Source organism: Caballeronia telluris (assembly GCF_001544495.1).
In the GTDB taxonomy this organism is placed as follows: Bacteria; Pseudomonadota; Gammaproteobacteria; order Burkholderiales; family Burkholderiaceae; genus Caballeronia; species Caballeronia telluris.
The window spans coordinates 13,844-39,597 of sequence record NZ_FCNZ02000021.1; the positions used below are offsets into that span (position 1 = coordinate 13,844).

Consider the following 25,754-nt stretch of genomic DNA (forward strand, 5'->3'; position numbering starts at 1 on the left):
TTTAAGAAAGCGGGGTTTTAGTGCAGCGCGAGCTTGAGAGCCGCGATCATCTGCGCGTTCTCGTCAGCCGATCCGACCGTCAAACGCACGCAATTTGCGAGCAATGGGTGCATTTTACTCACGTTTTTGACCAAAACCCGCGATGTCAGCAGGGTTTCAAAGGTCACTGCCGCATCCGGCACGCGCACGAGCAGGAAGTTGGCCGCGCTTGGGAAAACCGTCGCGCCGGGCAGCGCCGCGACTTCCTTCGCGAGCTTCGCGCGTTCGGTGCGCAGTTGGGCCGCCTGCGCGTCGAGCACGTCGAGGTGGTCGAGCAGGAACTCGGCCGTCGCCTGCGTCAGCACGTTGATGTTGTACGGCGGGCGCACCTTGTCGAATTCGGCGATCCACTTCGCCGTGCCGGCCATGTAGCCGAGACGAATGCCGGCCAGACCGAGTTTCGACACCGTGCGCATCACGACGACGTTGTCGAATTCCGCGGCGCGTGGCATCCACGTCTTTTCCGCGAACGGCTGATACGCCTCGTCGATCACGACGAGGCTCTTGTTCGCCGCCGCGATCACGCGTTCGATGTCGGCGTCGTCGTAGAGCGTGCCGGTCGGGTTGTTCGGATACGCGAGGTAGACCAGCGCGGGCGCGTGCTCCCCGATGACGGCGATGAGCGCGTCGGCGTCGAGCGTGAAGTCCGCGTTCAGCGGCACGCCGATGAAGTCGAGATGCGCGAACGCCGCCGACATCTGGTACATCACGAAGCCCGGCACGGGCGCGACGACCTTCGCGCCGGGCTTGGCGCACGCCATCGACAGCATGCTGATCAGTTCGTCCGAGCCGTTGCCGAGCAGCACTTCGCAGGCAGGCGGCACGTTCATCGCGCGCTTGATCTTCGCAATCAGGTTCGCCGGACGCGGCGCCGGATAGCGATTCAACGCGACGCCCGCGAGATGCTCGCCGAGCTTCGCGGCGAGATCGGCGGGGAGGCGGTAGGGATTTTCCATCGCGTCGAGCTTCACGAGGCCGGTCGAGTCGGGCACGGGGTAGCTCGTCATCGCAAGGACGTCGGGGCGGATGATGTCTTGTGGTGTCGTCATGGTCTCGGCGGCCGCTCTCGTCGGCCGAACGGCGGCTCTCGGGCCGCCTCGGTCTTGGGATATCGGGCCGCTTACTGGCCCGTGTTTTTCATCCGGTATTCGGCGCTGCGCGCGTGCGCCTGCAAGCCTTCGCCGTAGGCGAGTTCGGCGGCGATCTCGCCGAGCGTCTGCGCGCCTTCCGCGCTGACTTCGATCACGCTCGAACGCTTCATGAAATCGTAGACGCCGAGCGGCGACGAAAAACGCGCCGTGCGCGAGGTCGGCAGCACGTGGTTCGGGCCGGCGCAATAGTCGCCGAGACTCTCGCTCGTGTAACGGCCAAGGAAGATCGCGCCGGCGTGGCGGATCTGCGCGGCCCAGTGGTGCGGGTCGAGCGCTGAGATTTCGAGGTGTTCCGGCGCGATGTCGTTGGCGATCGCGCAGGCTTCGGCCATGTCCTTCACCTTGATCAGCGCGCCACGGTCTTCGAGCGAGCGCTGGATCACGTCGCGGCGCGGCAGCGAAGGAAGCAGTTCGACGATCGCGTCTTCCACGCGCTGGATGAACGTCGCGTCCGGGCACAGCAGAATGGACTGCGCGAGTTCGTCGTGTTCGGCCTGCGAGAAGAGGTCCATCGCGACCCAGCGCGGGTCGGTGGTGGCGTCGCAGATCACGAGGATTTCGGACGGCCCCGCGATCATGTCGATGCCGACAGTGCCGAACACGCGGCGCTTCGCCGACGCCACGTACGCATTACCCGGGCCGCAGATCTTGTCGACGGCCGGAATGCTTTCCGTGCCATAGGCCAGCGCGCCGACCGCCTGCGCGCCGCCGATCGTGAACACGCGGTCCACGCCGCCGAGCAACGCCGCCGCGAGCACGAGCTGGTTCTTCACGCCGTCGGGCGTCGGCACGACCATCACGATTTCCTTCACGCCCGCGACGCGCGCGGGAATCGCGTTCATCAGCACCGACGACGGATACGCCGCCTTGCCGCCCGGCACGTAGATGCCCGCGCGGTCGAGCGGCGTGACTTTCTGGCCGAGGACGGTGCCGTCGGCCTCGGTGTACTGCCAGCTATGGCTGCCGCACTCGATGCGCTGCTTCTCGTGATAGCCACGCACGCGCGCCGCCGCCGCTTCGAGCGCCGCGCGGCGCTTCGGTTCGAGCGCTTCGAGCGCCGCTTCGAGTTCCGTCTGCGGCAGTTCGAGCGCCGCGACGCTTTCCGCCTTCAGCCGGTCGAACTTGTTCGTGTAGTCGAGCACGGCTGCGTCGCCGCGCGCCTTCACGTCGGCGAGAATCTGCGCGACGGAGCGTTCGATGGCTTCGTCCTCGCTCGCCTCGAACGCGAGCACCGCGTGCAGCGCCTGATGAAAACCGTTGGCGCTGGAATCGAGTTTGCGAATCTTGATAGACATGCTGGTTTTCCGTTTCAGTATGGCGTGCAGCGCGACAGTCTCACGCCCGGTTGCCGCTCAGTGTCCTTCCGGCACCGACGCGCGTTCGAACGCATCGAGGAACGGCCGCAGCGCTTCGCGCTTGAGCTTGAGCGCCGCCTGATTGACGACGAGGCGCGACGAAATCTGCATGATCTCCTCCACCTCGACGAGATTGTTCGCCCGAAGCGTTCCGCCCGAGCTGACCAGATCGACGATCGCATCGGCCAGGCCGACGAGCGGCGCCAGTTCCATCGAGCCGTACAGCTTGATCAGGTCGACGTGCACGCCCTTCGACGCGAAATGCTCGCGCGCCACTTCGACGTATTTCGTCGCGACTCTGAGACGCGCGCCCTGGCGCACCGCACTCGCGTAGTCGAAGCCGGCCGCGACCGCCACCGACATCCGGCAGCGCGCGATATTCAAATCGACCGGCTGATACAGCCCGCCGCCGCCGTGCTCGATCAGCACGTCCTTGCCCGCGACGCCGAAATCCGCGGCGCCGTACTCGACGTAAGTCGGCACATCGGTGGCGCGCACGATGATTACGCGCAGGTTCGGATTCGTGGTCGGCAGGATCAGCTTGCGCGACGTTTCCGGGTCCTCGGCCACCTCTACGCCGGCGGCGGCGAGCAGCGGCAGCGTCTCTTCGAAGATACGCCCTTTCGACAACGCCAGCGTCAGCGGCGCGCTCGCGCCGACCGACGCCGATGTCTGCGGCACCGAACTCATTGTTCGCTCCCGGTTCCCTTGATGCGGCTCACCTTCGCGCCGACTGCCGTCAGCTTCGCTTCCATGCGGTCGTAGCCGCGGTCGAGGTGATAGATGCGGTCGATCAGCGTGTCGCCGTCCGCGCACATCGCCGCGATCACGAGGCTCGCCGACGCGCGCAGGTCGGTCGCCATCACCTTCGCGCCCGACAGTTTTTCGACGCCGGCGACCAGCGCCGTATTGCCGTCGATCGTGATGCGCGCGCCGAGCCGGTTCAGTTCCTGAACGTGCATGAAACGGTTCTCGAAGATCGTCTCGACGACCTGCGACGTGCCCTTCGCCATCGAATTGAGCGCCATGAACTGCGCCTGCATGTCGGTCGGGAATGCCGGATATTCCGACGTGCGGAAGCTCACCGCTTCGGGGCGCTTCGCCATCTTTACGCGCATCGAGTCGCCGCTTTCCTCGATCGACACGCCCGCTTCGCGCAGCTTCGCCGTCACGGCATCCAGCAGCGACGGATTCACGTGACGCAGCGTCACGTCGCCGCCTGCGGCCGCGACCGCGCACAGGAACGTGCCCGCTTCGATACGGTCCGGCACGACCGAATGGCGCGCGCCATGCAGTTTCTCGACGCCGTGAATGACGAGCCGGTCCGAACCGATGCCGTCGATCTTCGCGCCCATCTTCACGAGCAGATGCGCGAGATCGCTGACTTCCGGCTCGCGCGCCGCGTTTTCGATCACCGTTTCGCCATCGGCGAGAACAGCCGCCATCAGCAGATTTTCCGTACCCGTGACGGTAATCATGTCGGTGATGATGCGCGCGCCCTTCAGGCGCTTCGCGCGCGCTTCGATGAAGCCGTGCTCGATGTTGATCTCGGCGCCCATCGCCTGCAGGCCCTTGATGTGCTGGTCGACCGGACGCGCGCCGATCGCGCAGCCGCCCGGCAGCGACACCTTCGCCTCGCCGAAGCGCGCAACGAGCGGCCCGAGCACGAGGATCGAGGCGCGCATCGTCTTCACCATCTCATACGGCGCGACGAGGTTGTCGACTTTCGACGCGTTCAGCGTCACGCGTCCGTCGCCGCTCACTTCCGAATTCACGCCCATCTGGCGCAGCAGCTTGAGCATGGTGCGCACGTCCTGCAGATTCGGAACGTTTTCGAGATGGACGTCGTCGGCGGTGAGCAGGCTTGCGCAGAGAATCGGCAGCGCCGCGTTCTTCGCACCCGATACGACGATTTCGCCCGAGAGCTTCGTGCCCCCAGTGATGACCAGTTTGTCCATGCTTGAAGTGTCCTTCTACCGTGCTTGCTGCTGCGGCGCCGGCATCGGCGTCGCGATTGACTTGAATACGCGCGCCGGACTCTTCCGGCGACGCGGGTCGGCTTACGCCGATTTCCATTCCGCGGGCGTGAGCGTCTTCATGCTGAGCGCGTGGATTTCCGCGCGCATACGGTCGCCGAGCGCCGCATAAACCAGCTGATGACGCGCGATCAGGCGCTTGCCTTCGAACGCATCGCTCACGATGGTCGCGAAAAAATGCTGGCCGTCGCCTTCCACTTCCAGATGCTGGCAGGCGAGGCCGCCAGCGATGTAATCCTTCACTTGTTCCGGGGTCGGCAACATGGAAGTCTCCTCAAAAATTCAGTGACGCAGCTTGTAGCCGCTTGCCAGCAGGCGCACACAGATCACCGCCAGCACCGCGAAGAACGCGGCGACGATCCCGAGGCTCGCGAGCGGACTCACGTCGGACATGCCGAAAAAGCCGTAGCGGAAGCCGTCGATCATGTAGAAAAACGGATTCAGCCGCGACACCTCGCGCCAGACAGGCGGCAGCGTATGCGTCGAGTAGAACACGCCCGACAGGAACGTGAGCGGCATGATCAGGAAATTCTGAAACGCGGCGAGCTGATCGAACTTGTCGGCCCAGATGCCGGCGATCAGCCCGAGCGTGCCGAGAATCGCCGATCCGAGCACCGCGAACGCAATGATGTAGATGGGCGCGGAAAATGACATCGGAATGAACCACACCGTGACGATAAATACGCCGAATCCTACGGTCAGCCCGCGCACCACCGACGCCAGCACGTAGGCGAAATACATTTCCCAGTGCGCGATCGGCGGCAGCAGGACGAACACGAGATTGCCCGTGATCTTCGACTGGATCAGCGACGACGAACTGTTCGCGAACGAATTCTGCAGCACGCTCATCATCACGAGGCCGGGCACGAGAAAGCTCGTGTACGCGACGCCCGGATACACCTGCACGTGGCTCGACAGCGCGTGGCCGAAGATCATCAGATAAAGGAGCGCGGTGATCACCGGCGCGAGCACCGTCTGGAAAGCGACTTTCCAGAAACGCAGGATTTCCTTGTAAAACAGTGTCCTGAAACCGCTCATGAAAGCCCCTCGACGACTTCGGGTTCGTTCATGACCTGCACGAACACATCTTCCAGATCGGCCTTGCGCACGTCGATTTCGTCGAACGTGCAACCGGCCGCGCGGCATTTCGCGAGAATCGGCTCGACTTCGTCGTAGCTCGTGAGCCGCAGCAGGTGTTGCGCGCCGGACACCGCGTGCGGATCGACTTCCAGCGGACGCAGGTCGGCCGGCAGCACGCCCCGCTTGAGGCGCAGAAACAACTGCATGCCCGCGAAACGCTGCAACAGCGCGCTCGTGCGTTCGAGCGCGACGACTTCCCCGCGCCGCAGCATCGCGAGCCGGTCGCACAGCGACTCGGCTTCTTCCAGATAGTGCGTGGTGAGCACAATCGTGTGGCCTTCGCGATTCAGGCGCGAGATGAACTTCCACAGCGTCTGGCGCAATTCGACGTCGACGCCGGCGGTCGGCTCGTCGAGCACGATCACGGGCGGGCGGTGCACCAGCGCCTGCGCGACCAACACGCGCCGCTTCATCCCGCCCGACAGCGCGCGCGTGTTGACGTCGGCCTTCTCGGTGAGATCGAGATTCGCCATGACTTCGTCGATCCAGTCGTCGTTGTGGCGCAAGCCGAAGTAGCCCGACTGGATGCGCAGCGACTCGCGCACGGTGAAGAACGGATCGAAGACGAGTTCCTGCGGCACGATGCCGAGCGCGCGGCGCGCGGCGCGGAAATCGCTGACGACGTCATGCCCGCGGACCGAGATCGTGCCGCTGTCGGCGCGTGCTAGGCCCGCGAGAATGCTGATGAGGGTGGTTTTGCCCGCTCCGTTGGGACCGAGCAGGCCGAAGAATTCGCCTTCTTCCACCGAGAAACTCACGCCTTTGAGCGCTTGCAGCTCTTTGTAGCGCTTTCTGACGTTTCGGATTTCTATGGCTGGCATGACAGTGCGCGCGCCGGAGGGGGCGGCGCCTCGAATTGTGCGGTACTGGAACGTGGCCGGCATCGTTTCAGGCCGAAAAAGGGCCGGGTGACGTGCCGAAAAAACGTTTGATTATAGGGCAAACCGGCTTTGGCCGACCCGAGCGAGGTCCTGCCCGGCGTTGCGCAGCCGACGGACGATCCCGCCCCGCGCCGCTGGCTGCGTCAGTGCAGGATCAATGTCGGAAGGTGAGGAGCGTATCGACGCCATAGGCTTGCGCGAGACTGGCAAGCCCGGTGGGAAGGTTCACGACGGCGAGCGCGCCGCCACGCGACGACGCCGCGCGCTGCCATGCGAGCAGCACGGCAAGCGCGGACGAATCGAACTGGCGCAGCGGCGCGCAATCGACTTCGGTCGCGCCGGCCGCGATCCGCGACAAACCCGCTTCGAGCGCCGCCTTTGCGCTTTCGTGCGTCAGCGACGCGGCGGTCTGGAAGCGGCCAGCGGACGGGCTGGCCGCTACGCCGGCGGCAGACAGGCCAGCGGAATTCACGCTGCTCACGATGCCTTGCCGCTCGCGAGTTGCTGGTTGCGCTGCGTGAGGAACTGCAGCAGCCCGTCGACGCCATGCTGCGAAATCTGCTCGTTGAACTGCTGCTGGTAGGCCTGGATCAGCCACGCGCCGAGCACGTTGATGTCGTAGACCTTCCAGCCCTGCTGCGTCTTGTAGAGACGATAGTCGAGCTCGATGGGCGAGCCGTTGTTGATGACGACCGAGCGCACCACGACGTCCGTATCTTCCGGCGCCGCGCGGAACGGCTTGTACTGGACCTGCTGGTCACGCACCTGCGCGAGCGCGCCCGAATACGTACGGATCAGGAGCATTTTGAACTGCTCGACGATCTCCTTTTGCTGCTGCGGCGTGGCGGTGTTCCAGTTGCGGCCCATCACGAGACGCGTGGTGCGCGTGAAGTCCGTGTACGGCAGGATCTTCTCGTTCACGAGTTCCGTGATGCGCGTGATGCTGCCCGACTGGATCTGCTTGTCCGCCTTGATCTGGTCGAGCACCTGCTGCGTGACGGTCTTCATCATCACGTCCGGATTGCTCGTATCGACGGCCTGCGCGGATGCGCCATTGCAAAACGCCATGAAGACCGCGAAAAGGGGAAGCAACAATAATTTTTTCATCTCAGACCCTGCGTGAAAGTGGCTTGGGTTTGAACGTGGCACCGTTTCCGAGTTCACCCGCCACCTCGTCCAAACCGTCGTAATACCTGTCAAAAATGTTACCGCTCGTTAGATGCCGGCGAATCAACGTAAGCGAATCGAAGGGAACGATGGCACGCGCGGCGGCACGTACTGGTTGCCCGGAATCGTGTTGGTAGCACTCGCCGGCTTCGGCGCTTCCGCCGTGCCGGACGCCGCTTCCGGCGCCGAAGCCCCGGTTGCCGGAACAGCGGTCGCCGAGGCCGGAGCCAGCGGCGTCGCCGTCGCGGACGCCCCGGTGACCGGGGCCGCGCCAGCGGCGGTGTCGTCGTAAGTCGGCGGCGCCGCGTCGTCGTAATCCGGCGCCGCGCCGTCGCCGCCCGAGATCAGGTACTGCCGACGCTGCAAGTATGCATTGCGGACGAACGAATATTTGTCGAGCGCGGCATCCGCGAGCACATCGCTCGCGCCGAGCAGGTTCGCGCGCACGTCGATGAGATTCACGCCGTACAGCGCCCAGCTCACCGAATCCGGCTTCACGTAGGTGAGCGGATTGCCGAAATAATCGACGACCGTACCGCCCGTGTCGCGCACCGTGCTCGGCCCGAGCAGCGGCAGCACGAGGTACGGTCCCGGCGGCACGCCGTAGTGGCCAAGCGTCAGGCCGAAGTCGGCCTGGTGCTTCGGCAGCTTCGCGATGGTCGCGACGTCGAACAGGCCGCCGACGCCGAATACCGTGTTCATCGCGACGCGCACGATGTCCGACACGCCATCGGCGATCTTCAGTTGCAGCAGGTTGTTCGCCGCGATGTAGACGTCGCCGATATTGGAAAAGAAGTTCGTGACACTGTTACGCACCGGCTCCGGGATCGCCCAGACGTACGCCTTCGCCACGGGCTTAAGCGCAACCTGGTCGAGCGTGTCGTTGATCGTGAACATCGTCCGGTTATAGCTTTCGAGCGGATCGCCCTTCGTCGGCGTCGTCACGGTCGCGCAGCCGGCGACCAGTGCCGCCGCCATCACGATTCCCGCGCTTTTCAAGCGCATCGCCTGCATGCCCTTCTCCTTATTGACCTGCCGCGCCCGAGGCGCCTGCCGAACCCATCGCGCTCGCCGCGCCCGGAAAAGCGGGCGCAGGCGCAGCCGGCGCAGCGGGCGCGCCGCCCGGTTTCGATGCGCCGGAATCCGCCGCCTTGTTGTACAGGAACTGGCCGATCAGGTTTTCGAGCACCACGGCCGATTGCGTCATGGAAATCGTGTCGCCGTTCTTGAGCATCTGGTCGTCGCCGCCCGGTTCGAGGCCGATGTACTGCTCGCCGAGCAGTCCGGACGTCAGGATCTTCGCCGACGTATCTTTCGGAAATTCGAATTGCTTGTCGATGTCGATGGTGACGACGGCCTGGTACGTGTTCCGGTCGAACCCGATCGCACCGACCCGGCCGACCGTCACGCCCGCGCTCTTCACCGGTGCGCGCGCCTTCAGGCCGCCGATGTTGTCGAATTTCAGCTTCACCGCGTAGGTCGGCTGGAAGGAAAGCGAGCTCATGTTGCCGGCTTTGAGCGCAAGAAACAGCAGCGCCACGAAACCCAGCACCACGAACAGGCCGACCCAGAAGTCGAGAGCAGTCTTTTTCATCGTCTATCCAAAGAGAATCTTGTCGTAGAACGGCGCGAAGGACTGTGCCCTTCGCCGCGCCCGCCACGCGCGGACGCCGTTCAACATGCGACCTAGCTGAACATCAGCGCAGTCAGCAGGAAATCGAGGCCGAGCACGGCAAGCGATGCGTACACGACGGTCTTGGTCGTCGCGCGCGATACGCCTTCCGGCGTCGGCTTCGCTTCATAGCCCTGAAACAACGCGATGAACGTCACCGCGAAACCGAACACGACGCTCTTGATCACGCCGTTGCCGACGTCGCGCCAGACGTCCACGCCGCCTTGCATCTGCGACCAGAACGCGCCGGCATCGACGCCGATCATCAGCACGCCGACCACGTACCCGCCGATCACGCCGACCGCGGAAAAGATCGCGGCGAGGATCGGCATCGAGATGATCCCGGCCCACATGCGCGGCGCGACGACGACCTTGAGCGGATCGACCGCCATCATTTCCATTGCCGTGAGCTGCTCGCCGGCTTTCATCAGGCCGATTTCGGCGGTGAGCGACGTGCCCGCGCGCCCCGCGAACAGGAGCGCGGTCACGACCGGCCCGAGTTCGCGCACGAGCGACAGCGCAACCAGCAGCCCGAGCGCCTGTTCGGAACCATAGCGATTGAGTGTGTAATAACCCTGCAAGCCGAGCACGAAGCCGACGAACAACCCCGACACCGCGATGATCACCAGCGAATAATTGCCGACGAAATGGATCTGTTTCGTGACAAGACGCGGACGGCGCAGCAGCGGGCAGAATTCGAGCACGAGGCGCACGAACATGCGCGTCGCGTAACCGGCGGTGCCGAAGCCGTCGAGCACCCAGCGTCCGAGCGCGCTGATCATGCCTTGCCTCCGATACCGAAGTCCGCCGCGAGTGGCGAGGCGGCGTAGTGGAACTTGAACGGGCCGTCCGGCGCGCCGTCGATGAACTGGCGTACCGACGGGTCCGTCGACGCGCGCAACTGGGCCGGCGTGCCCTCGGCGAGAATGCCGCCGTTCGCGATGAAGTACACGTAATCGGCGATCGCGAACGATTCGGGCACGTCGTGCGTCACGAGAATCGACGTTGCACCGAGCGCGCTGTTCAGCGTGCGGATCAGGTTCGCGGTGATGCCGAGCGAAATCGGGTCGAGCCCGGCGAACGGCTCGTCGTACATCATGAGTTCGGGATCGAGCGCGATCGCGCGGGCAAGCGCCACGCGGCGCGCCATGCCGCCCGAAATCTCCGACGGCGCCAGATCGCGCGCGCCGCGCAGGCCGACCGCGTTCAGCTTCATCAGCACGAGATCGCGCAGGAGTTCTTCGGGCAGGTCGGTGTGCTCGCGCAGCGGGAAGGCGACGTTTTCGAAGACGGTCTGATCGGTAAACAGCGCGCCGAACTGGAACAGCATGCCCATCTTGCGGCGCAGCGCGTAGAGGCCGTCGCGGCTTTGTGCACCGACGTCGGTGCCGCCGAAGCGTACCTGGCCGCGGTTCGCCTTCACGAGACCGCCGATCAAACGCAGGATGGTCGTCTTGCCGCAGCCGGAGCCGCCCATGACCGCGACCACCTGACCACGCGTGAAACGCATGTTCAGGTTCGACAAAACGAGCCGGTCGCCGTAACCGAAGTCGACGTCGCGAAGCTCTAGCAGGGTCTCGGGGGAAACAGACACGGAGGCAGGCAATCCTTTACGCAAAGAGGCCGAATTATAGGGCCTGTGCGTAAACGATGCCTTGGCCTACCTTTCGACTAGTGAATTTTTCCGAATTTTCAACATTATCTCGCGAACTCATGTTGCAACGCAGAAACCGCCGCCGCGACGTCCTGCGCCTCGGTCACGGCGCGCACGACCGCCGCGCTGCCTACGCCGGTCGCCAGCACGTCGCGAAGCACGTCGCCATTGACGCCGCCGATCGCCACGAGCGGTACGCGGCCGTCGAGCAGGCGCACGTAGCGTGCCAGCCGCGCGAGCCCTTGCGGCGCGGTCGGCATGACTTTGGTCGTCGTCGGGAAGACGGCGCCGAGCGCCAGATAGCTCGGCCTGAAATGCAGCGCGCGCAGCATTTCGTAATAGCCGTGCGTCGAAAGACCGAGCCGCACGCCGGCCTTCGCGATCGCGTCGAGATCGGCGGTCTGGACGTCTTCCTGTCCCAGATGGACGCCATACGCGCCTGCCGCAATCGCCTCGCGCCAGTGATCGTTGATGAACAACTGCGCCTGGTGCTTTCGCCCGGCATTCACCGACCATTCGATCTCGCGTTTCAGGTCGTCGGCGTCGGTCGATTTGCGGCGCAGTTGCGCCGTCAGCACGCCGAGATCGAGCACGCGTTCGACCCATTGCGCGGACGGCAGCACAGGATACAGGCCGAGCCGCAGCGGGCATTCGGGAAACGGCGTCGCAGGCGCGTCGCTCAGGTCGCCGACGCGCGGAAACGTAGCGAAATCGACGGGCCATGCGTCTGTCTTGCTCTCGTCGCCCGCGCGCCACGCGAGCGCGAGCACGAGCGCGTCGTGCGGCTCGAAGTCGCAGTCGAGGAACGCGGCGAGCGCCGCGAGCCAGTCGTCGGAACGCTCGCCTTCGAGCACGAAGCGCTCGTCGCCGCGTCGCAGAACCGCACGTTCGCCGTGCGCTTCGAGCACGGCGGCGCCATCGGCGAGCAGGCGACCGACGTCCGCGTCATGTTGCTCGGTGAAGACGATCAGATCGTTCGCGCCGTGCGCGTCGGGCGCGGTCAGGCAGATGCGCCAAGGCTTCGACGCCGCCGGCCACTCGCCGAGACGCGCGCGGATGCGCTCGGCGACTTCCGTCAGTTCGTCCGCCGGCGGCCAGAAAATCTCGCGATTCAGCAAGCTCATGCGGCGCTCCCGTCCTGATGCCAGAACGGCATGCCGACGACCGGCGTGCTCGCCTCGGCGCTGTCGCGCTCGGCCATCGGGCCGGCGAGATACGCGGTGCGTCCCGCCTCGACGCCGAGCGCGAACGCGCGCGCCATCTGCGGCGGAAAGGTCGCCTGCGAGACGGCCGTGTTGAGCAGCACGCCGTCGAAGCCCCATTCCATCACCTGGCATGCATGCGACGGCACGCCGAGCCCCGCATCGACGATCAGCGGCACGTCCGGCAGGCGCTCGCGCAATGTGCGCAAGCCGTAAGGATTCGTCACGCCTTTGCCGGTGCCGATCGGCGCACCCCAGGGCATCAGCGCCTCGCAGCCGGCATCGAGCAGCCGCCGCCCGATCACGAGATCCTCGGTGCAATACGGCAGCACCTTGAAGCCGTCGCGGACCAGCTTGCCCGCCGCTTCCACGAGGCCGATCGGATCGGGCTGCAGCGTGTAGTCGTCGCCGATCAGTTCGAGCTTGATCCACGGCGTTTCGAAGACTTCGCGCGCCATGTGCGCGGTGGTCAGCACTTCGTCGACGCTCTGGCAGCCCGCCGTGTTCGGCAGCAACGCGACGCCGTGGCGCTTCAACACGTCGAAGAAGCCCGCCTCGCCGGTCGCCGACTGGCGGCGCAGCGCGACCGTGACCATGCCGGGCTTCGCGGCATCGATGGAATCCGAGAGCGACTGCAGCGACGGATAGCGCGACGTGCCGAGCAACACGCGGCTCGGGAATGTCTCGCCGTAGAGCACGAGCGCGTCGGCGGTCGTCATTTTGGTAGTGGTGGTCATGGTTGCGATCCTGTGTGAGTCAGCCGCCCGCGACGGGCGCGACGACATCGAGCTTGTCGCCCGTGGCGAGCGCCTTCGACGCGTGTTCCGCGCGCGCGACGAACTGGCCGTTCAGCGCGACGGCGAACGGCGGCTTCGCGCCGAACGCGGCGAGCGCGTCGGTGACGGTGGCCGAGTCGGGAAGGTCGAACGGCCGCTGATTGATGTGGATGTTCATGGCGATATCGATGGTTTTACAGTGCGGGCACCGCGTGCTCGCTGTGGAGCAGGTCGGCCCAGCGCGCCTGGCGGCGGAAGTCGTCGAAGGAATCTGAGGCGCTCACGTCCCGCGCGAGAAGCGCTTCGGCGAGCTGCGCGGCGGTATCGGCGACTTCCGGCGCGATCATGAAACCGTGCCGGTACAGGCCGTTCACCCGCAAGGTCCGCGCCCCGTCCCAGACGATGGCCGGCCGATGATCCGGCAGCGTCGGGCGGCAGTGGGCGTTGAGTTCGAGGATGCGCGCCTCGCCGAAGCCCGGATGCACCGCGAACGCGGCGCTCAGCAGTTCGAGCGCGGAGCGCACGGTGACGGGCGACATGTCCTCGCCCTCCACTTCCGTCGCGCCGATCACATAGAGATCGTGCTCCTTCGGCGCGATGTAGAGCGGATAACGCGGATGCAGCAGGCGCACCGGCCGCGTGAGCCCGATGCCCGGCGCATGCACGCGCGCGACCTCGCCGCGGATGCCCCGCAACGCGGGCCACGCGGGCTTGCCGCCGAGTCCGCGGCAGTCGATCACGACCCGCGCGTCGGGCATCGTGTCGAGCGGCGTGTTCCAGTGCGTATCGACGCCGCGCGCAGCGAGCCCCGCCGCCAGCGCCGACAGGACCTGACGGTTGTCGAGTTGCCCTTCGTGCGGCAGCAGCCAGCCTTGCGCGAAGCGGCTTCCGAGCGACGGCTCCGCCGCCGCGACCTGCGCGCCGGACAGCTTCACGAAGCCGTCGTCGAAGAGCGCGGCGGGCGCATTCGCGCGCAGGCGGCGCTCGAAGAGCGGTGCTTCGGCGCGGTCGCCGGCATGCCAGACGACGAGCGTGCCGTTGCGCTGGAAAAAGACCGGCTCGGGCAGTTGCGCGATGAGCGACGGCCAGCGTTCGAGCGACGCCACGCCGAGTTCCGTGATCAGCAGCTCGGCGCTTGCCGCTTCGGCGAGCGGCGCGAGCATCGCCGCCGCGACCCACGCCGCCGACTGCGTGCCGGCCGCGTCGCCGCGTTCGTAGAGCACGACCCGATGCCCGGCGCCCGCCAGTTGCCACGCGACGAGCCGGCCGCACAGCCCGCCGCCGACGACGGCAAAGTCCGGCCGATGCGCTGTCCGCGGCGCGCCGGCACTCCGGTCGACAAAAGTATTCACGATGCGATGCCTCCTCAGCGACGAGCTGCGGCACGCGAGGAAGTGACGGGGAAATCGGTCCCGAGCCCTCTGTCGAGTGCGGCAGACGCACAATCAAAGGACGAAATCAGCGGCGAGACCGGCGGGGTGGCGCAATGCCAAGGCCCCAAAGCGGATGGAATGCTGGAAGAGACTGGAAAAACGATGGCGTTTTCCGGAAACTTCCCTCGCCGGTATTACCCGGATCGGGTGCAAAGGGTTTCTCTCAGCCTCGTCGCGCGTTTCGTGTTGCGGGAAACGCGCGCAAAGCACCCCTGTTTCGTCGACGATCATTAAAGCATGAAAGGCGAAGCCGCCGCAAACCGGGGATTCCCGCGTTTTTTCACGCGATCCGGCACTCTGGCACAATGCCGCGAACCCCTGTGCGCGAAACTGGCCCGAGGGCGTCGGCTCCGCCGCGCGGGGGGGCTCGCCCGTGTCGCGCCGGGTTCAATTAAGCCGCAGTTAAGGGAAAGCCGAAACAATCTGCGGGGCCCGTGCTTTCGCATTTCACCGCAGCGGGCCCGACTACGCGCCGCCTCGTGCGCGACGTTACATCCGGCCGTGACGCCGGCTCATCATCAGGAAGCTCATGACCAACATCACGCCCGACAACGCTCAGCAAGAGGCCGACAACGTATCGGCCTGGAGCCTGATCAAGCCCTACTGGTTCTCGGAAGAACGCGGCATCGCGTGGGGGCTGCTGGCCGCGATCATCGCGATCAACATGACGGTCGTGTGGATCAATGTCCGGCTCAACCGCTGGAACGCCGACTTCTACAACGCGCTGCAAACCAAGAACGTCCACGATTTCCCGCACCTGCTGCTGATCTTCACCGGACTCGCGTTCGCGTACATCCTGCTCGCGGTGTACGGGCGGTATCTGCGACAGATGCTCGGTTTTCGCTGGCGCCAGTGGCTCACCAACAAGTATCTGGAACAATGGCTCGGCGACCGCGCGTTCTACCGGATCGAGCGCGACCGCCTCGCCGACAACCCCGACCAGCGGATCAGCGACGACCTGCAATCGTTCGCCACCACCACGTTGAGCCTCTCGCTCGACCTGCTTTCGACGCTCGTCACGCTCGTCACCTTCATCACAATTCTGTGGACGATCGCCGGCGCGCTCACGCTGACCGCCTTCGGCACGCCGCTCGTGATTCCGGGCTACATGGTCTGGGCCGCGGCGCTGTATGCGGTGCTCGGGTCGCTCATCATCCAGAAGGTCGGCCATCCGCTCGTGTCGATCAATTATCAGCAGCAGAAGGTCGAAGCCGACTTCCGTTTCGGCCTGATCCGCGTGCGCGAGAACGCCGAGCAGATCGCGTTCTACGACGGCATCGCGACCGAAACCGCCAACGCGAAGACCATCTTCGGTCGTATCCGCGACAACTGGTGGATGATCATGAAGTACACGAAGCGCATGACCTTCGTGCTGAGCTTCTACGGGCAGATCGCGATCATCTTCCCGATCATGGTTGCCGCGCCGCGCTACTTCGCGGGCGCGTTCTCGTTCGGCGTGCTCATGCAGATTTCATCCGCGTTCGGCACGGTCAGCGATTCGTTCTCATGGTTCATCAACAGTTACTCGACGCTGGTCGAATGGCGCGCCACGGTGAATCGTCTGCGTGAATTCAAGCGCGTGATGCGCTCCACGCATATCCGCGAAGCGATCTCGCCCGCGACCGTGCACGGCGGCATCAACCTGCACTACACGAGCACGAACGCGCTCACGACGACTGGCCTCTCGCTCGCGCTGCCGAACGGCACGCCGCTCGCGCGCGTCGCGGACGTGTCGATCGAGCCAGGCTCGCGCTGGCTGGTCCACGGGCCGTCCGGGTCGGGCAAGAGCACGCTGATGCGGGCGCTCGCGGGCCTGTGGCCGTTCGGCGACGGCACGATCGACGCGCCCGTCGATGCGAAGATGATGTTCATCCCGCAGCAGAGCTATCTGCCGATCGGCACGCTGAAGGCGGCGTTGAGCTATCCGTCGCCGGGCGGCACGTTCAGCGACGAGGAATCGCGCGAGGCGCTGCGCGCGTGCAAGCTGGAGGATTACGTCGGGCGGCTGGAAGAATCCGGGCACTGGGCGAAGATGATGTCGCCGGGCGAGCAACAGCGGCTTGCCGCCGCACGAGTGCTGCTGCACAAGCCGGACTTCCTGTTCCTCGACGAAGCCACGAGCGCGCTGGACGCGGCCAACGAGCTTCATGTGTACAACACGCTCGTCGAACGGCTGCCGAATGCGGCGATGCTGAGTGTCGCGCATCGCGAATCCGTCGCGATGTTTCATGACTACAAGATCGAGATCGAGCGGGCGATGGCGGAGGCTTGAGGCTGATCGCCTTTGATTCGATACAAAAAAGCCGGACCGCTCATCGAGCGATCCGGCTTTTTCCATTTCAGCGAGCAGCGATAAGAACCTACCGCGGCAACTCGCTATGCCCCATCAGGAACGCATCGACTGACCGCGCACACTGGCGGCCTTCGCGAATCGCCCATACCACGAGCGACTGTCCGCGACGCATATCGCCCGCCGTGAACACCTTCTCCTCCGACGTGTAATACGACTTCTCGCCTTCCGTCGCAGCGCGCACGTTGCCGCGCGCGTCCTTCTCGACGCCGAACGCGTCCAGCACCGGCGACAGCGGCTGCGTGAAGCCCATCGCGAGCAGCACGAGATCGGCCTTCAGTTCGAACTCGCTGTTCGGCACTTCCTGCATCTTGCCGCCCTTCCACTCGACGCGCACCGCGATCAGCTTCTCGACCTTGCCGTTCTTGCCTTCGAAGCGCTTGGTCGCGACCGACCAGTCGCGCTCGCAGCCTTCCTCGTGCGACGACGACGTGCGCAGCTTGATCGGCCAATACGGCCACACGAGCGGCTTGTTCTCTTCCTCGGGCGGCTGCGCGAGCAGTTCGAACTGCGTGACGTCCTTCGCGCCATGCCGGTTCGACGTGCCGACGCAGTCCGAGCCCGTGTCGCCGCCACCGATCACGACGACATGCTTGCCTTTCGCCGTCAGTTGCTCGGCAACCTTGTCGCCCGCGTTGACCTTGTTCTGCTGCGGCAGGAATTCCATCGCGTAATGGATGCCGGCCAGTTCGCGCCCCGGCACCGGCAGATCGCGCGGCATTTCCGAGCCGCCCGTCAGCACGATCGCGTCGAACTGCTCGCGCAGTTCGTCCGGCGTGATGGTTTCCTTCGCCGTGTTGGCGATGTGCGCGGGCAGCGCGTCCTTGCCGACGAACGCGTTCGTGCGGAAGCTCACGCCTTCGGCTTCCATCTGGCGCATCCGGCGGTCGATCAGCCACTTTTCGAGCTTGAAGTCGGGGATGCCATAGCGCAGCAATCCGCCGATCCGATCATTCTTTTCGAACACCGTCACGTCGTGCCCCGCGCGCGCGAGTTGCTGCGCGACGGCGAGCCCGGCCGGCCCCGAACCGACGACGGCCACCTTCTTGCCCGTCTTGTGCTTCGGCGGCTGCGGCTCGACCCAACCCTGCGCCCAGGCCTTGTCGATGATCGCGTGTTCGATCGACTTGATGCCGACCGGATCGTCGTTGATCCCGAGCGTGCAAGCGGCCTCACACGGCGCGGGACAAATCCGGCCGGTGAACTCGGGGAAGTTGTTGGTCGAATGCAGCACTTCGATCGCGTTCTTCCAGTCCTGCTGGAACACGAGGTCGTTGAAGTCCGGGATGATGTTGTTCACCGGACAGCCGTTATTGCAAAACGGAATGCCGCAGTCCATGCAGCGCGCGCCCTGGATCTTCGCGTCCTCGTCGGTGAGCGCGTGGACGAATTCCTTGTAGTGCTTGACGCGGGTCAGCGGTGCTTCGTACGCCTCGTGGCGGCGTTCGAACTCGAGAAAACCGGTTGCCTTGCCCATATGGTTCTCTTCTTTCTCTGTATTTGGTGAGGAACGTGGCTCTCCGGCGTCGTGCGCCGGAGAGCCCTTCTGTCTATTCGAAGCAGCCGCTCAGGCCGCCATCGCCTGATTGGCCTTCTTCGCGCCGAGTTCGCCGAGCGCGCGCTTGTATTCGGTCGGGAACACCTTCACGAACTGCCGGCGCGACGCATCCCAGTTCTCCAGCAGCGCCTTCGCGCGCGGCGAACCAGTGAACTGGAAGTGACGCTCGATCAGGCCCTTCAACAGCGCTTCGTCGGTCTGACCCGCGTGCCACAGCGCGCGGTCGATCGTGCGTTCCTGTTCGGCCTGTTGCAAAACCGGATCGAGCGAGACCATCGACTTGTTGCACTTGCCGGCAAACGAGCCGTCCGGGTCGTAGACGAAGGCCACGCCGCCCGACATGCCCGCCGCGAAGTTGCGCCCGGTTTCGCCGAGCACGACGACCGTGCCGCCCGTCATGTATTCGCAGCCGTGGTCGCCCGTGCCTTCGACGACCGCCGTCGCGCCCGAGTTGCGCACGCAGAAACGCTCGCCCGCGACGCCGCGGAAATACGATTCGCCTTCGATCGCGCCGTACATCACCGTGTTGCCGCAGATGATGTTTTCCTCGGACTTGCCGCGGAAGTCGTTGGTCGGGCGAATGATGATGCGCCCGCCCGACAGGCCCTTGCCGACGTAGTCGTTGCCGTCGCCGACGAGATCGAGCGTCACGCCTTTCGCGAGGAACGCGCCGAAGCTCTGGCCTGCCGTGCCCTTCAGCTGGATGTGGATCGTGTCGTCCGGCAGTCCGTCGTGGCCGTACTTCTTCGCGATCAAACCCGAAAGCATCGCGCCGACCGTGCGGTTCACGTTGCGCACCGGCTGGATGAACGAAACGTGCTCGCCCTTCTCGATCGCCGCCTTCGACTTCTCGATGAGAACATGGTCGAGTGCCTTATCGAGACCGTGATCCTGCACGTCGACATGACGCGTCGGGATTTCGCCCTGCTGCGGCACCTGATAGAAGACGCGCGAGAAGTCGAGTCCCTTCGCTTTCCAGTGCTCGATGCCCTTCTTCATGTCGAGCAGTTCTGCGTGACCGATCAGGTCGTCGAACTTGCGGATGCCCAGTTGCGCCATGATCTCGCGCACTTCTTCCGCGATGAAGAAGAAGAAGTTCACGACGTGTTCCGGCTGGCCGGTGAACTTGGCGCGCAGCACCGGATCTTGCGTCGCGACGCCGACCGGGCACGTGTTCAGGTGGCACTTGCGCATCATGATGCAGCCTTCGACGACGAGCGGCGCCGTCGCGAAGCCGAATTCATCCGCGCCGAGCAGCGCGCCGATGACGACGTCGCGGCCGGTCTTCATCTGGCCGTCGGCCTGCACGCGGATGCGTCCGCGCAGGCGGTTCAGCACGAGCGTCTGCTGCGTCTCCGCGAGACCGAGTTCCCACGGCGTGCCCGCGTGCTTGAGCGACGACAGGGGCGAAGCGCCCGTGCCGCCGTCGTGGCCCGCGATCACGACGTGATCGGCCTTCGCCTTCGCGACGCCCGCCGCGACCGTGCCGACGCCCACTTCCGACACGAGCTTCACCGAAATGCTCGCCGACGAATTCGCGTTCTTCAGGTCATGAATCAACTGCGCCAGGTCTTCGATCGAATAGATGTCGTGGTGCGGCGGCGGCGAAATCAGGCCGACGCCCGGCACCGAGTAACGCAGCTTGCCGATGTACTCGGACACCTTGTGGCCCGGCAGTTGGCCGCCTTCGCCTGGCTTCGCGCCCTGCGCCATCTTGATCTGGATCTGATCGGCCGACGACAGATATTCCGCGGTCACGCCGAAGCGTCCGGACGCCACTTGCTTGATCTTCGAGCGCAGCGAATCGCCGTCTTTCAGCGGGATGTCGGAGACGACTTCGTCGCCGATCACGGACTTCATCGTGTCGCCGTTCTTGATCGGAATGCCGCGCAGTTCGTTCCGATAGCGCTTCTCGTCCTCGCCGCCCTCGCCCGTGTTCGACTTGCCGCCGATGCGGTTCATCGCGACCGCGAGCGTCGCGTGCGCTTCCGTGCTGATCGAGCCGAGCGACATCGCGCCCGTCGCGAAACGCTTGACGATTTCCTTCGCCGACTCCACTTCGTCGAGCGCGATCGCCTTGTGCGGATCGACCTTGAACTCGAAGAGGCCGCGGAACGTCATGTGACGCTTCGTCTGGTCGTTGATGAGGTGCGCGTATTCCTTGTACGTCTGGTACGAGTTGCTGCGCGCCGAATGCTGGAGCTTCGCGATGGCGTCCGGCGTCCACATGTGTTCTTCGCCGCGCACGCGATAGGCATATTCACCGCCTGCGTCGAGCATCGTCGCGAGGACCGGGTTGTCGCCGAACGCGTCGCGATGCAGGCGAATCGCTTCTTCCGCGACCTCGAAGATGCCGATGCCGCCGACCTTCGACGCCGTGCCCTTGAAATATTGCTCGACGAGATCGCTCGCCAGCCCGACCGCTTCGAAAATCTGCGCGCCGGTGTAGGACATGTAGGTCGAAATGCCCATCTTCGACATGACCTTGTGCAAGCCCTTGCCGACCGCCTTCGTGTAGTTGTAGATCGCCTTGTCGGCCGACAGGTCGCCCTTCAGGCCGGAGGCCATCTGCGCGAGCGTTTCGAGCGCGAGGTACGGGTGCACGGCTTCCGCGCCGTAGCCCGCGAGCAGCGCGAAGTGGTGCGTCTCGCGCGCCGAGCCGGTTTCCACGACCAAGCCCGTGCTCGTGCGCAGGCCGTGCTGCACGAGGTGCGTATGAATCGCCGAGGTGGCGAGCAGCGCCGGAATCGCGACGTTGTCGCGGTCCATCTTGCGGTCCGACACGATCAGCATGTTGTAGCCGGACTTCACGGCGTCGACGGCTTCCGCGCACAGCGAAGCGAGGCGCGCTTCCACGCCTTCCTTGCCCCACGCGACCGGATAGCAGATGTTCAGTTCGTACGAGCTGAATTTGCCGCCGGTGTACTTGTCGATGGCGCGGATCTTCGCGATGTCCTTGAAGTCGAGTACGGGCTGCGACACTTCCAGACGCATCGTCGGGTTGATGTTGGTCGTGTCGAGCAGGTTCGGCTTCGGGCCGACGAACGACACGAGCGACATCACCATGTTTTCGCGGATCGGGTCGATCGGCGGGTTCGTCACTTGCGCGAACAGTTGCTTGAAGTAGTGATAGAGCGTCTTGTTCTTGCTCGACATCACCGCGAGCGGCGAGTCGTTGCCCATCGAGCCGACGGCTTCCTCGCCCGACTGCGCCATCGGCGCCATCAGGAACTTGAGGTCTTCCTGCGTGTAGCCGAACGCCTGCTGGCGATCCAGCAAGGCGGCGGCTTCGCGACGCTGCGTCTCGACTTCCTCGGCCTTCGGCTCGATTTCGTCGAGCTTGATGCGCACCGCGTCGATCCAGCTCTTGTACGGCTTCGCGTTCGCGAGATTGTCCTTGAGTTCCTTGTCCTCGATGATGCGGCCCTGCTCCATGTCGATCAGGAACATCTTGCCCGGCTGCAGGCGCCACTTCTTCACGATCTTCGATTCGGGAATCGGCAGCACGCCCGATTCCGACGCGAGGATCACGAGATCGTCATCGGTGACGAGGAAACGCGCGGGGCGCAGGCCGTTACGGTCGAGCGTCGCGCCGATCTGGCGGCCGTCCGTGAACGCGATCGCGGCGGGGCCGTCCCACGGTTCCATCATCGCGGCGTGGTATTCGTAGAACGCGCGGCGGTTGTCGTCCATCAGCGTGTGCTGCTCCCACGCTTCCGGAATCATCATCATCATCGCGTGGACGAGCGGATAGCCCGCCATCACGAGCAGTTCGAGACAGTTGTCGAACGACGCCGTGTCCGACTGGCCCGGGTAGATCAGCGGCCAGAGCTTCGGCAGGTCGTCGCCGAGCACGTAGGAAGCGATCGCGCCGGTGCGCGCGTTCAGCCAGTTGACGTTGCCCTTCACCGTGTTGATTTCGCCGTTGTGGGCGATCATCCGGTACGGGTGAGCCAGTTCCCACGCCGGGAACGTGTTCGTCGAGAAGCGCTGGTGCACGAGCGCGAGCGCCGAAACCACGCGATCATCCTGCAGATCGCGGTAATACACGCCGACCTGACCGGCCAGCAGCAGCCCTTTATAGACGACCGTGCGCGCCGACATCGACGGCACGAAATATTCCTTGCCGTGCTTGAGCTTGAGCGCCTGGATGCGGTGACTCGCGGTCTTGCGGATCACGTACAGCTTGCGCTCGAGCGCGTCCGTCACGACGATGTCCTTGCCGCGGCCGATGAAAATCTGGCGGATCAGCGGCTCGCTCGCCTTGACGGTGGGCGAAATCGGCATGGTGGAATCGACCGGCACGTCGCGCCAGCCGAGCACGGTCTGGCCTTCGGCCTTCACGGTGCGCTCCAGCTCCTGCTCGCACGCGAGCCGCGACGCATGTTCCTTCGGCAGAAAAATCATGCCGACGCCATATTCGCCCGCGGGCGGCAGCGTCACGCCCTGCTTCGCCATTTCCTCGCGATAGAAGCCGTCCGGCACCTGGATCAGGATGCCCGCGCCGTCGCCCATCAGCGGATCGGCGCCGACGGCGCCCCGGTGGTCGAGATTTTCGAGGATCTTGAGACCCTGCTGAATGATCTCGTGGCTCTTCTTGCCCTTGATATGCGCGACGAAGCCGACGCCGCAGGCGTCGTGCTCGTTGGCGGGGTCGTACATGCCCTGCGCGGCGGGAAGCGAACCGATGACCGGCTGCTGTTGATCGTTCATGGGGACACCGTCTTTTGTGAGGGGCCGTGGGGCCGTTGAACCATATTCTTGTCGCCTGCGCCTGCGCTTCGAACCGCATACCGAAGCCGCGAAGCCGGTCGTGCTCCGTGCGCCGCAACGCACCAAAAACGCCGGAATTCGAAATATACGCGACGAATCAAGACGATGGCAAATAAAACCTGATGATCTGGCACCTATTATCGTTATGGTGCAGATATGCCCCATTTAATTGGGGAAACATAGTCAAACGCAAAAAATAAACGGCTTCTCCGCATTCGAGACGCCGTTTCGTAAACCGCTTCAGCTTTGGCGGCCCGCGCCGTTATTGAGTCTGAGGAGTTTCGCGGATTTTCCGAGGCCGGCCGCGCGGCAGCGGCGACACGCGACGGTTGGCGGCCCGCCCCGCCCATTCGCGGTACGAATCGCTGCCGAGCACCCAGCCTTTGAGTGTTGCCTGCAACAGACGATTGGCTTCGCGCTCGTCGAGTGGTTGTTCGCACAGCTCCTTGTACGCGTGCTGACGTTCGAAAGGCGTGTTGCCGAGCGACCAGTAGAGCGGATGGTCGGTGATGAGGCTGTCGAGCGTCAGACCGATGTGATGCCGATAGCTCGACCACTTGTAGTCCTGGGGAGCGGCGGCGAGTTGCGCGCGCACGGGCGCCATCTCCACGACGCGGCTCGCGAGCAGGAAGTAGCGTTCGCCTTCGATCACCGTCGCGCGGTAGCGGCCTTCCCAAAGGGTGCCGCGTCGCGTGTAGCGGCGGTTGAAGTGCGCGACGTAGCGACGGCCCACTGCCTGCATCGCCTTGGGCAGACTGGATTCGTCGCGCGGCGTGACGAGCAGATGCACCGCGCCGGGCATCAGCGCATAAGCGTGGATGGCGAGTTGATGATCGCGTGAAGCCGTTCTGAGGCAGTCGAGGAAGAGCTCGTAGTCCTGGTCGTCGACGAAAGCGGGCTGCTGGTCGAGACCGCGCAGGATGACATGCTGCGGCTGTTCGGGAACATAGAGTCGTGCAAGCCGTGCCATGCTGAATTTCCGTAGTCGCGTTGGTGTTCACCCTTAAGGGGCGCTCTGCAAGCCGCGCCGGCGTGTCGATCGAGATCTTCAAACGGCGCGCCGCCAGGCCCTGAAGCCGCTCTGCTGCTAGGGAAAATGCTCTACGGCTTCGCTATGGTTACTTTGAAATGATGTGTTCATAATGAGCGTGCTTTTTCTGGAGGAGCACAAATTGAAAATAAAACAAGTCATAACAGGAGCGGCGGCGCTGGCTTGCATATCGACGGCAGCTCACGCGCAATCCGCAGGGTCCATCTACGTTACGACAGGCTGGTTTCATCTTGCACCGCAGGACAGCAGCGGTCCGCTCAAAGAAACAAGTGTAGGCGGAACGCCCGTCAATATCAGCGTACCGGGCACGGGCGCCGGACTCTCTGACGCCGACACCGCCGGTTTCACCGTCGGCTACTTCATCACCGACCATATTGCCGCAGAACTCGAAATGGGGATTCCCCCCAAGTTCGATCTGAAAGGCACCGGCTCCCTCGAACATTACGGCACGCTCGGGACCGCCAAGCAGTGGAGCCCGACGCTGCTGTTCAAGTATTCCTTCCTCAGCCCGCAATCGAAGTTTCGCCCGTACGTCGGTATCGGCGTGACCCATACGTGGTTCACGGACGCCAAGATCACGAACAGTTCGTTCGAGAGTGGCGTGCTGCATGGTCCGACCAGCGTCGACACGGATAGTTCGTGGGCGCCCGTTTTTAATGTGGGCTTCAATTACGCGTTCACCGAGCACTGGTTCGCGGGACTCTCCGTCTCCTACATTCCGATGAAGGCCACCGCCAAGCTCAGCACGCAGGCACAGACGCCCGTGGGCACGCTCAATGTGAAGTCGGAAGCGCGGATCACGCTCAATCCGATCGTGACGTACCTGAAGGTCGGCTACAAGTTCTGAAGCAGAGTGCTTGCCGTGCCGACGGCCTGCAACATTCGACGCCGCCATTGCATGCAATGGCGGCGTTTTCATTGCGTGCGCACCTTGTAAATGTGACTGGACGCCGCGCGGTCGATTGCATTTCTTACGCACGACGCGCAAGCTCACGCGACGCGCGCGGCAATTGCAGCCCTTGTCGACGTTCCGTTGAACGTCGGCGGTCAACCGGCATCCAACTTGCTGCTAAACGGGTTTCCCACCGCACAGTGCGGCCCATCCACGATTCATCCATCGACGGAGCGATTCTATGAACGCACTTCCCAATACGCGCGGCGCCATCGGAGATTCCTGGAGTTCGACCAGCCGTCGGGCACGCCGAATGGCTCGTCATGGCCGCGAGGCAGCAGAGGATATCGGCAGCGAACTGCGCACGCTGCTTTCGGAACTCGAGCAGACGCTCACGAACGGCGCGTCGGCCGATGCCGCCGTGTTGCGCTCGCAAATCAAGAACCGTCTCGACACAGCGCGCACCCGTCTGAACGACACGCATCTCGCGATGCGCGAGCGCGTGAACGCCGCGTTCACGGACGCCGACGCCTACCTCCACGAGAAACCCTGGCAGACGATTGCGCTCGTCGGCGGACTCGCGCTGGTGGCGGGCGTGCTGCTGGCCCGCGCGCGCTGACCCGA

At 64.5% G+C, this 25,754-nt stretch carries 23 protein-coding genes and 1 riboswitch; of the genes, 3 read left to right on the forward strand and 20 right to left on the reverse strand.

The features are described 5' to 3' along the window. Nucleotides 1-17: 17 nt before the first annotated feature. From hisC to AWB66_RS23610, 17 genes are all read right to left on the reverse strand, one after another. Nucleotides 18-1,088, reverse strand: a complete 1,071-nt coding sequence (gene hisC, locus AWB66_RS23530) for a histidinol-phosphate transaminase (RefSeq protein WP_087632521.1) — start codon at nt 1,086-1,088, stop codon at nt 18-20. Nucleotides 1,089-1,159: 71 nt separating this feature from the next. Then, nucleotides 1,160-2,485: a histidinol dehydrogenase gene (hisD, locus tag AWB66_RS23535; protein ID WP_087632522.1), complete on the reverse strand. Its 1,326-nt coding sequence runs from the start codon at nt 2,483-2,485 to the stop codon at nt 1,160-1,162. Nucleotides 2,486-2,542: 57 nt separating this feature from the next. Beyond that, complete coding sequence (hisG, locus tag AWB66_RS23540) at nt 2,543-3,235, reverse strand: ATP phosphoribosyltransferase (protein WP_087632523.1); 693 nt, start codon at nt 3,233-3,235, stop codon at nt 2,543-2,545. Then, complete coding sequence (gene murA, locus AWB66_RS23545) at nt 3,232-4,503, reverse strand: UDP-N-acetylglucosamine 1-carboxyvinyltransferase (protein WP_087632524.1); 1,272 nt, start codon at nt 4,501-4,503, stop codon at nt 3,232-3,234. Before murA ends, hisG begins: the two co-directional genes overlap by 4 nt. 102 nt (nt 4,504-4,605) lie before the next feature. Further along, a complete protein-coding gene (locus tag AWB66_RS23550; protein WP_062638200.1) occupies nt 4,606-4,845 on the reverse strand; it encodes a BolA family protein in 240 nt (79 codons plus the stop codon). 18 nt (nt 4,846-4,863) lie between these two features. After that, nucleotides 4,864-5,619 carry an ABC transporter permease gene (locus AWB66_RS23555; RefSeq protein ID WP_087632525.1) on the reverse strand — a complete coding sequence of 252 codons (756 nt, stop codon included), beginning with the start codon at nt 5,617-5,619 and terminating at the stop codon, nt 4,864-4,866. Next, nucleotides 5,616-6,542 (reverse strand): ABC transporter ATP-binding protein, encoded by a 927-nt coding sequence (locus AWB66_RS23560; RefSeq protein WP_087632526.1) that lies wholly within the window; start codon nt 6,540-6,542, stop codon nt 5,616-5,618. The genes AWB66_RS23555 and AWB66_RS23560 overlap by 4 nt, the downstream gene beginning before the upstream one ends. A 214-nt stretch (nt 6,543-6,756) precedes the next feature. Continuing rightward, nucleotides 6,757-7,074 carry an STAS domain-containing protein gene (locus AWB66_RS23565; protein ID WP_235021213.1) on the reverse strand — a complete coding sequence of 106 codons (318 nt, stop codon included), beginning with the start codon at nt 7,072-7,074 and terminating at the stop codon, nt 6,757-6,759. Between the two features lie 5 nt (nt 7,075-7,079). Further along, nucleotides 7,080-7,709, reverse strand: a complete 630-nt coding sequence (locus tag AWB66_RS23570) for an MlaC/ttg2D family ABC transporter substrate-binding protein (RefSeq protein WP_087632527.1) — start codon at nt 7,707-7,709, stop codon at nt 7,080-7,082. Nucleotides 7,710-7,832: 123 nt separating this feature from the next. Next, nucleotides 7,833-8,783: an MlaA family lipoprotein gene (locus tag AWB66_RS23575; RefSeq protein WP_087632528.1), complete on the reverse strand. Its 951-nt coding sequence runs from the start codon at nt 8,781-8,783 to the stop codon at nt 7,833-7,835. A gap of 10 nt (nt 8,784-8,793) precedes the next feature. After that, on the reverse strand, nt 8,794-9,363 hold the full coding sequence (gene mlaD / locus AWB66_RS23580) for an outer membrane lipid asymmetry maintenance protein MlaD (RefSeq protein WP_087632529.1): 570 nt from the start codon (nt 9,361-9,363) through the stop codon (nt 8,794-8,796). A 92-nt stretch (nt 9,364-9,455) separates the two neighbouring features. Beyond that, the gene (gene mlaE / locus AWB66_RS23585) at nt 9,456-10,223 is read right to left on the reverse strand and encodes a lipid asymmetry maintenance ABC transporter permease subunit MlaE (protein WP_087632530.1); all 768 of its coding nucleotides are present in this window, start codon (nt 10,221-10,223) and stop codon (nt 9,456-9,458) included. Beyond that, complete coding sequence (locus AWB66_RS23590; RefSeq protein WP_087632531.1) at nt 10,220-11,035, reverse strand: ABC transporter ATP-binding protein; 816 nt, start codon at nt 11,033-11,035, stop codon at nt 10,220-10,222. Before AWB66_RS23590 ends, mlaE begins: the two co-directional genes overlap by 4 nt. Nucleotides 11,036-11,139: 104 nt before the next feature. Continuing rightward, nucleotides 11,140-12,219: a thiamine phosphate synthase gene (thiE, locus tag AWB66_RS23595; RefSeq protein WP_087632532.1), complete on the reverse strand. Its 1,080-nt coding sequence runs from the start codon at nt 12,217-12,219 to the stop codon at nt 11,140-11,142. Next, the gene (locus tag AWB66_RS23600) at nt 12,216-13,034 is read right to left on the reverse strand and encodes a thiazole synthase (RefSeq protein ID WP_235021214.1); all 819 of its coding nucleotides are present in this window, start codon (nt 13,032-13,034) and stop codon (nt 12,216-12,218) included. The genes thiE and AWB66_RS23600 overlap by 4 nt, the downstream gene beginning before the upstream one ends. A 19-nt stretch (nt 13,035-13,053) precedes the next feature. After that, nucleotides 13,054-13,251, reverse strand: a complete 198-nt coding sequence (thiS, locus tag AWB66_RS23605; protein ID WP_087632534.1) for a sulfur carrier protein ThiS — start codon at nt 13,249-13,251, stop codon at nt 13,054-13,056. 16 nt (nt 13,252-13,267) lie between these two features. Next, entirely contained in the window at nt 13,268-14,425 is a 1,158-nt protein-coding gene (locus AWB66_RS23610) for an FAD-dependent oxidoreductase (protein ID WP_087632535.1), read from the reverse strand. Between the two features lie 184 nt (nt 14,426-14,609). Further along, nucleotides 14,610-14,730: riboswitch (TPP riboswitch) on the reverse strand. Between the two features lie 305 nt (nt 14,731-15,035). Between AWB66_RS23610 and AWB66_RS23615 the strand changes: the two genes are divergently transcribed. After that, nucleotides 15,036-16,778 (forward strand): ABC transporter ATP-binding protein/permease, encoded by a 1,743-nt coding sequence (locus AWB66_RS23615; RefSeq protein WP_087632536.1) that lies wholly within the window; start codon nt 15,036-15,038, stop codon nt 16,776-16,778. Between the two features lie 88 nt (nt 16,779-16,866). Here AWB66_RS23615 and AWB66_RS23620 read toward each other — a convergent pair whose 3' ends face one another. The 3 genes from AWB66_RS23620 to AWB66_RS23630 all read right to left on the reverse strand — a co-directional run bounded on the left by AWB66_RS23620 (nt 16,867) and on the right by AWB66_RS23630 (nt 24,157). Then, on the reverse strand, nt 16,867-18,333 hold the full coding sequence (locus AWB66_RS23620) for a glutamate synthase subunit beta (RefSeq protein ID WP_087632537.1): 1,467 nt from the start codon (nt 18,331-18,333) through the stop codon (nt 16,867-16,869). Between the two features lie 90 nt (nt 18,334-18,423). Beyond that, nucleotides 18,424-23,127, reverse strand: a complete 4,704-nt coding sequence (locus tag AWB66_RS23625) for a glutamate synthase-related protein (protein WP_087632538.1) — start codon at nt 23,125-23,127, stop codon at nt 18,424-18,426. A 322-nt stretch (nt 23,128-23,449) separates the two neighbouring features. Further along, nucleotides 23,450-24,157, reverse strand: a complete 708-nt coding sequence (locus AWB66_RS23630) for a transposase (protein WP_087632539.1) — start codon at nt 24,155-24,157, stop codon at nt 23,450-23,452. 202 nt (nt 24,158-24,359) lie between these two features. Between AWB66_RS23630 and AWB66_RS23635 the strand changes: the two genes are divergently transcribed. Beyond that, complete coding sequence (locus AWB66_RS23635; RefSeq protein WP_087632584.1) at nt 24,360-25,085, forward strand: OmpW/AlkL family protein; 726 nt, start codon at nt 24,360-24,362, stop codon at nt 25,083-25,085. A gap of 286 nt (nt 25,086-25,371) precedes the next feature. After that, entirely contained in the window at nt 25,372-25,749 is a 378-nt protein-coding gene (locus AWB66_RS23640; protein WP_087632540.1) for an ElaB/YgaM/YqjD family protein, read from the forward strand. Nucleotides 25,750-25,754 lie beyond the last annotated feature (5 nt).

Coding starts and splice junctions, on each gene's coding strand:
- AWB66_RS23555 (WP_087632525.1), bottom strand. CDS start 5,619: ATGAGCGGTTTCAGGACACTGTTTTACAAGGAAATCCTGCGTTTCTGG.
- mlaE (WP_087632530.1), bottom strand. CDS start 10,223: ATGATCAGCGCGCTCGGACGCTGGGTGCTCGACGGCTTCGGCACCGCC.
- hisG (WP_087632523.1), bottom strand. CDS start 3,235: ATGAGTTCGGTGCCGCAGACATCGGCGTCGGTCGGCGCGAGCGCGCCG.
- AWB66_RS23560 (WP_087632526.1), bottom strand. CDS start 6,542: ATGCCAGCCATAGAAATCCGAAACGTCAGAAAGCGCTACAAAGAGCTG.
- AWB66_RS23550 (WP_062638200.1), bottom strand. CDS start 4,845: ATGTTGCCGACCCCGGAACAAGTGAAGGATTACATCGCTGGCGGCCTC.
- mlaD (WP_087632529.1), bottom strand. CDS start 9,363: ATGAAAAAGACTGCTCTCGACTTCTGGGTCGGCCTGTTCGTGGTGCTG.
- AWB66_RS23625 (WP_087632538.1), bottom strand. CDS start 23,127: ATGAACGATCAACAGCAGCCGGTCATCGGTTCGCTTCCCGCCGCGCAG.
- AWB66_RS23615 (WP_087632536.1), top strand. CDS start 15,036: ATGACCAACATCACGCCCGACAACGCTCAGCAAGAGGCCGACAACGTA.
- AWB66_RS23600 (WP_235021214.1), bottom strand. CDS start 13,034: ATGACCACCACTACCAAAATGACGACCGCCGACGCGCTCGTGCTCTAC.
- AWB66_RS23620 (WP_087632537.1), bottom strand. CDS start 18,333: ATGGGCAAGGCAACCGGTTTTCTCGAGTTCGAACGCCGCCACGAGGCG.
- thiE (WP_087632532.1), bottom strand. CDS start 12,219: ATGAGCTTGCTGAATCGCGAGATTTTCTGGCCGCCGGCGGACGAACTG.
- murA (WP_087632524.1), bottom strand. CDS start 4,503: ATGGACAAACTGGTCATCACTGGGGGCACGAAGCTCTCGGGCGAAATC.
- AWB66_RS23630 (WP_087632539.1), bottom strand. CDS start 24,157: ATGGCACGGCTTGCACGACTCTATGTTCCCGAACAGCCGCAGCATGTC.
- AWB66_RS23575 (WP_087632528.1), bottom strand. CDS start 8,783: ATGCAGGCGATGCGCTTGAAAAGCGCGGGAATCGTGATGGCGGCGGCA.
- AWB66_RS23640 (WP_087632540.1), top strand. CDS start 25,372: ATGAACGCACTTCCCAATACGCGCGGCGCCATCGGAGATTCCTGGAGT.
- AWB66_RS23570 (WP_087632527.1), bottom strand. CDS start 7,709: ATGAAAAAATTATTGTTGCTTCCCCTTTTCGCGGTCTTCATGGCGTTT.
- thiS (WP_087632534.1), bottom strand. CDS start 13,251: ATGAACATCCACATCAATCAGCGGCCGTTCGACCTTCCCGACTCGGCC.
- hisD (WP_087632522.1), bottom strand. CDS start 2,485: ATGTCTATCAAGATTCGCAAACTCGATTCCAGCGCCAACGGTTTTCAT.
- hisC (WP_087632521.1), bottom strand. CDS start 1,088: ATGACGACACCACAAGACATCATCCGCCCCGACGTCCTTGCGATGACG.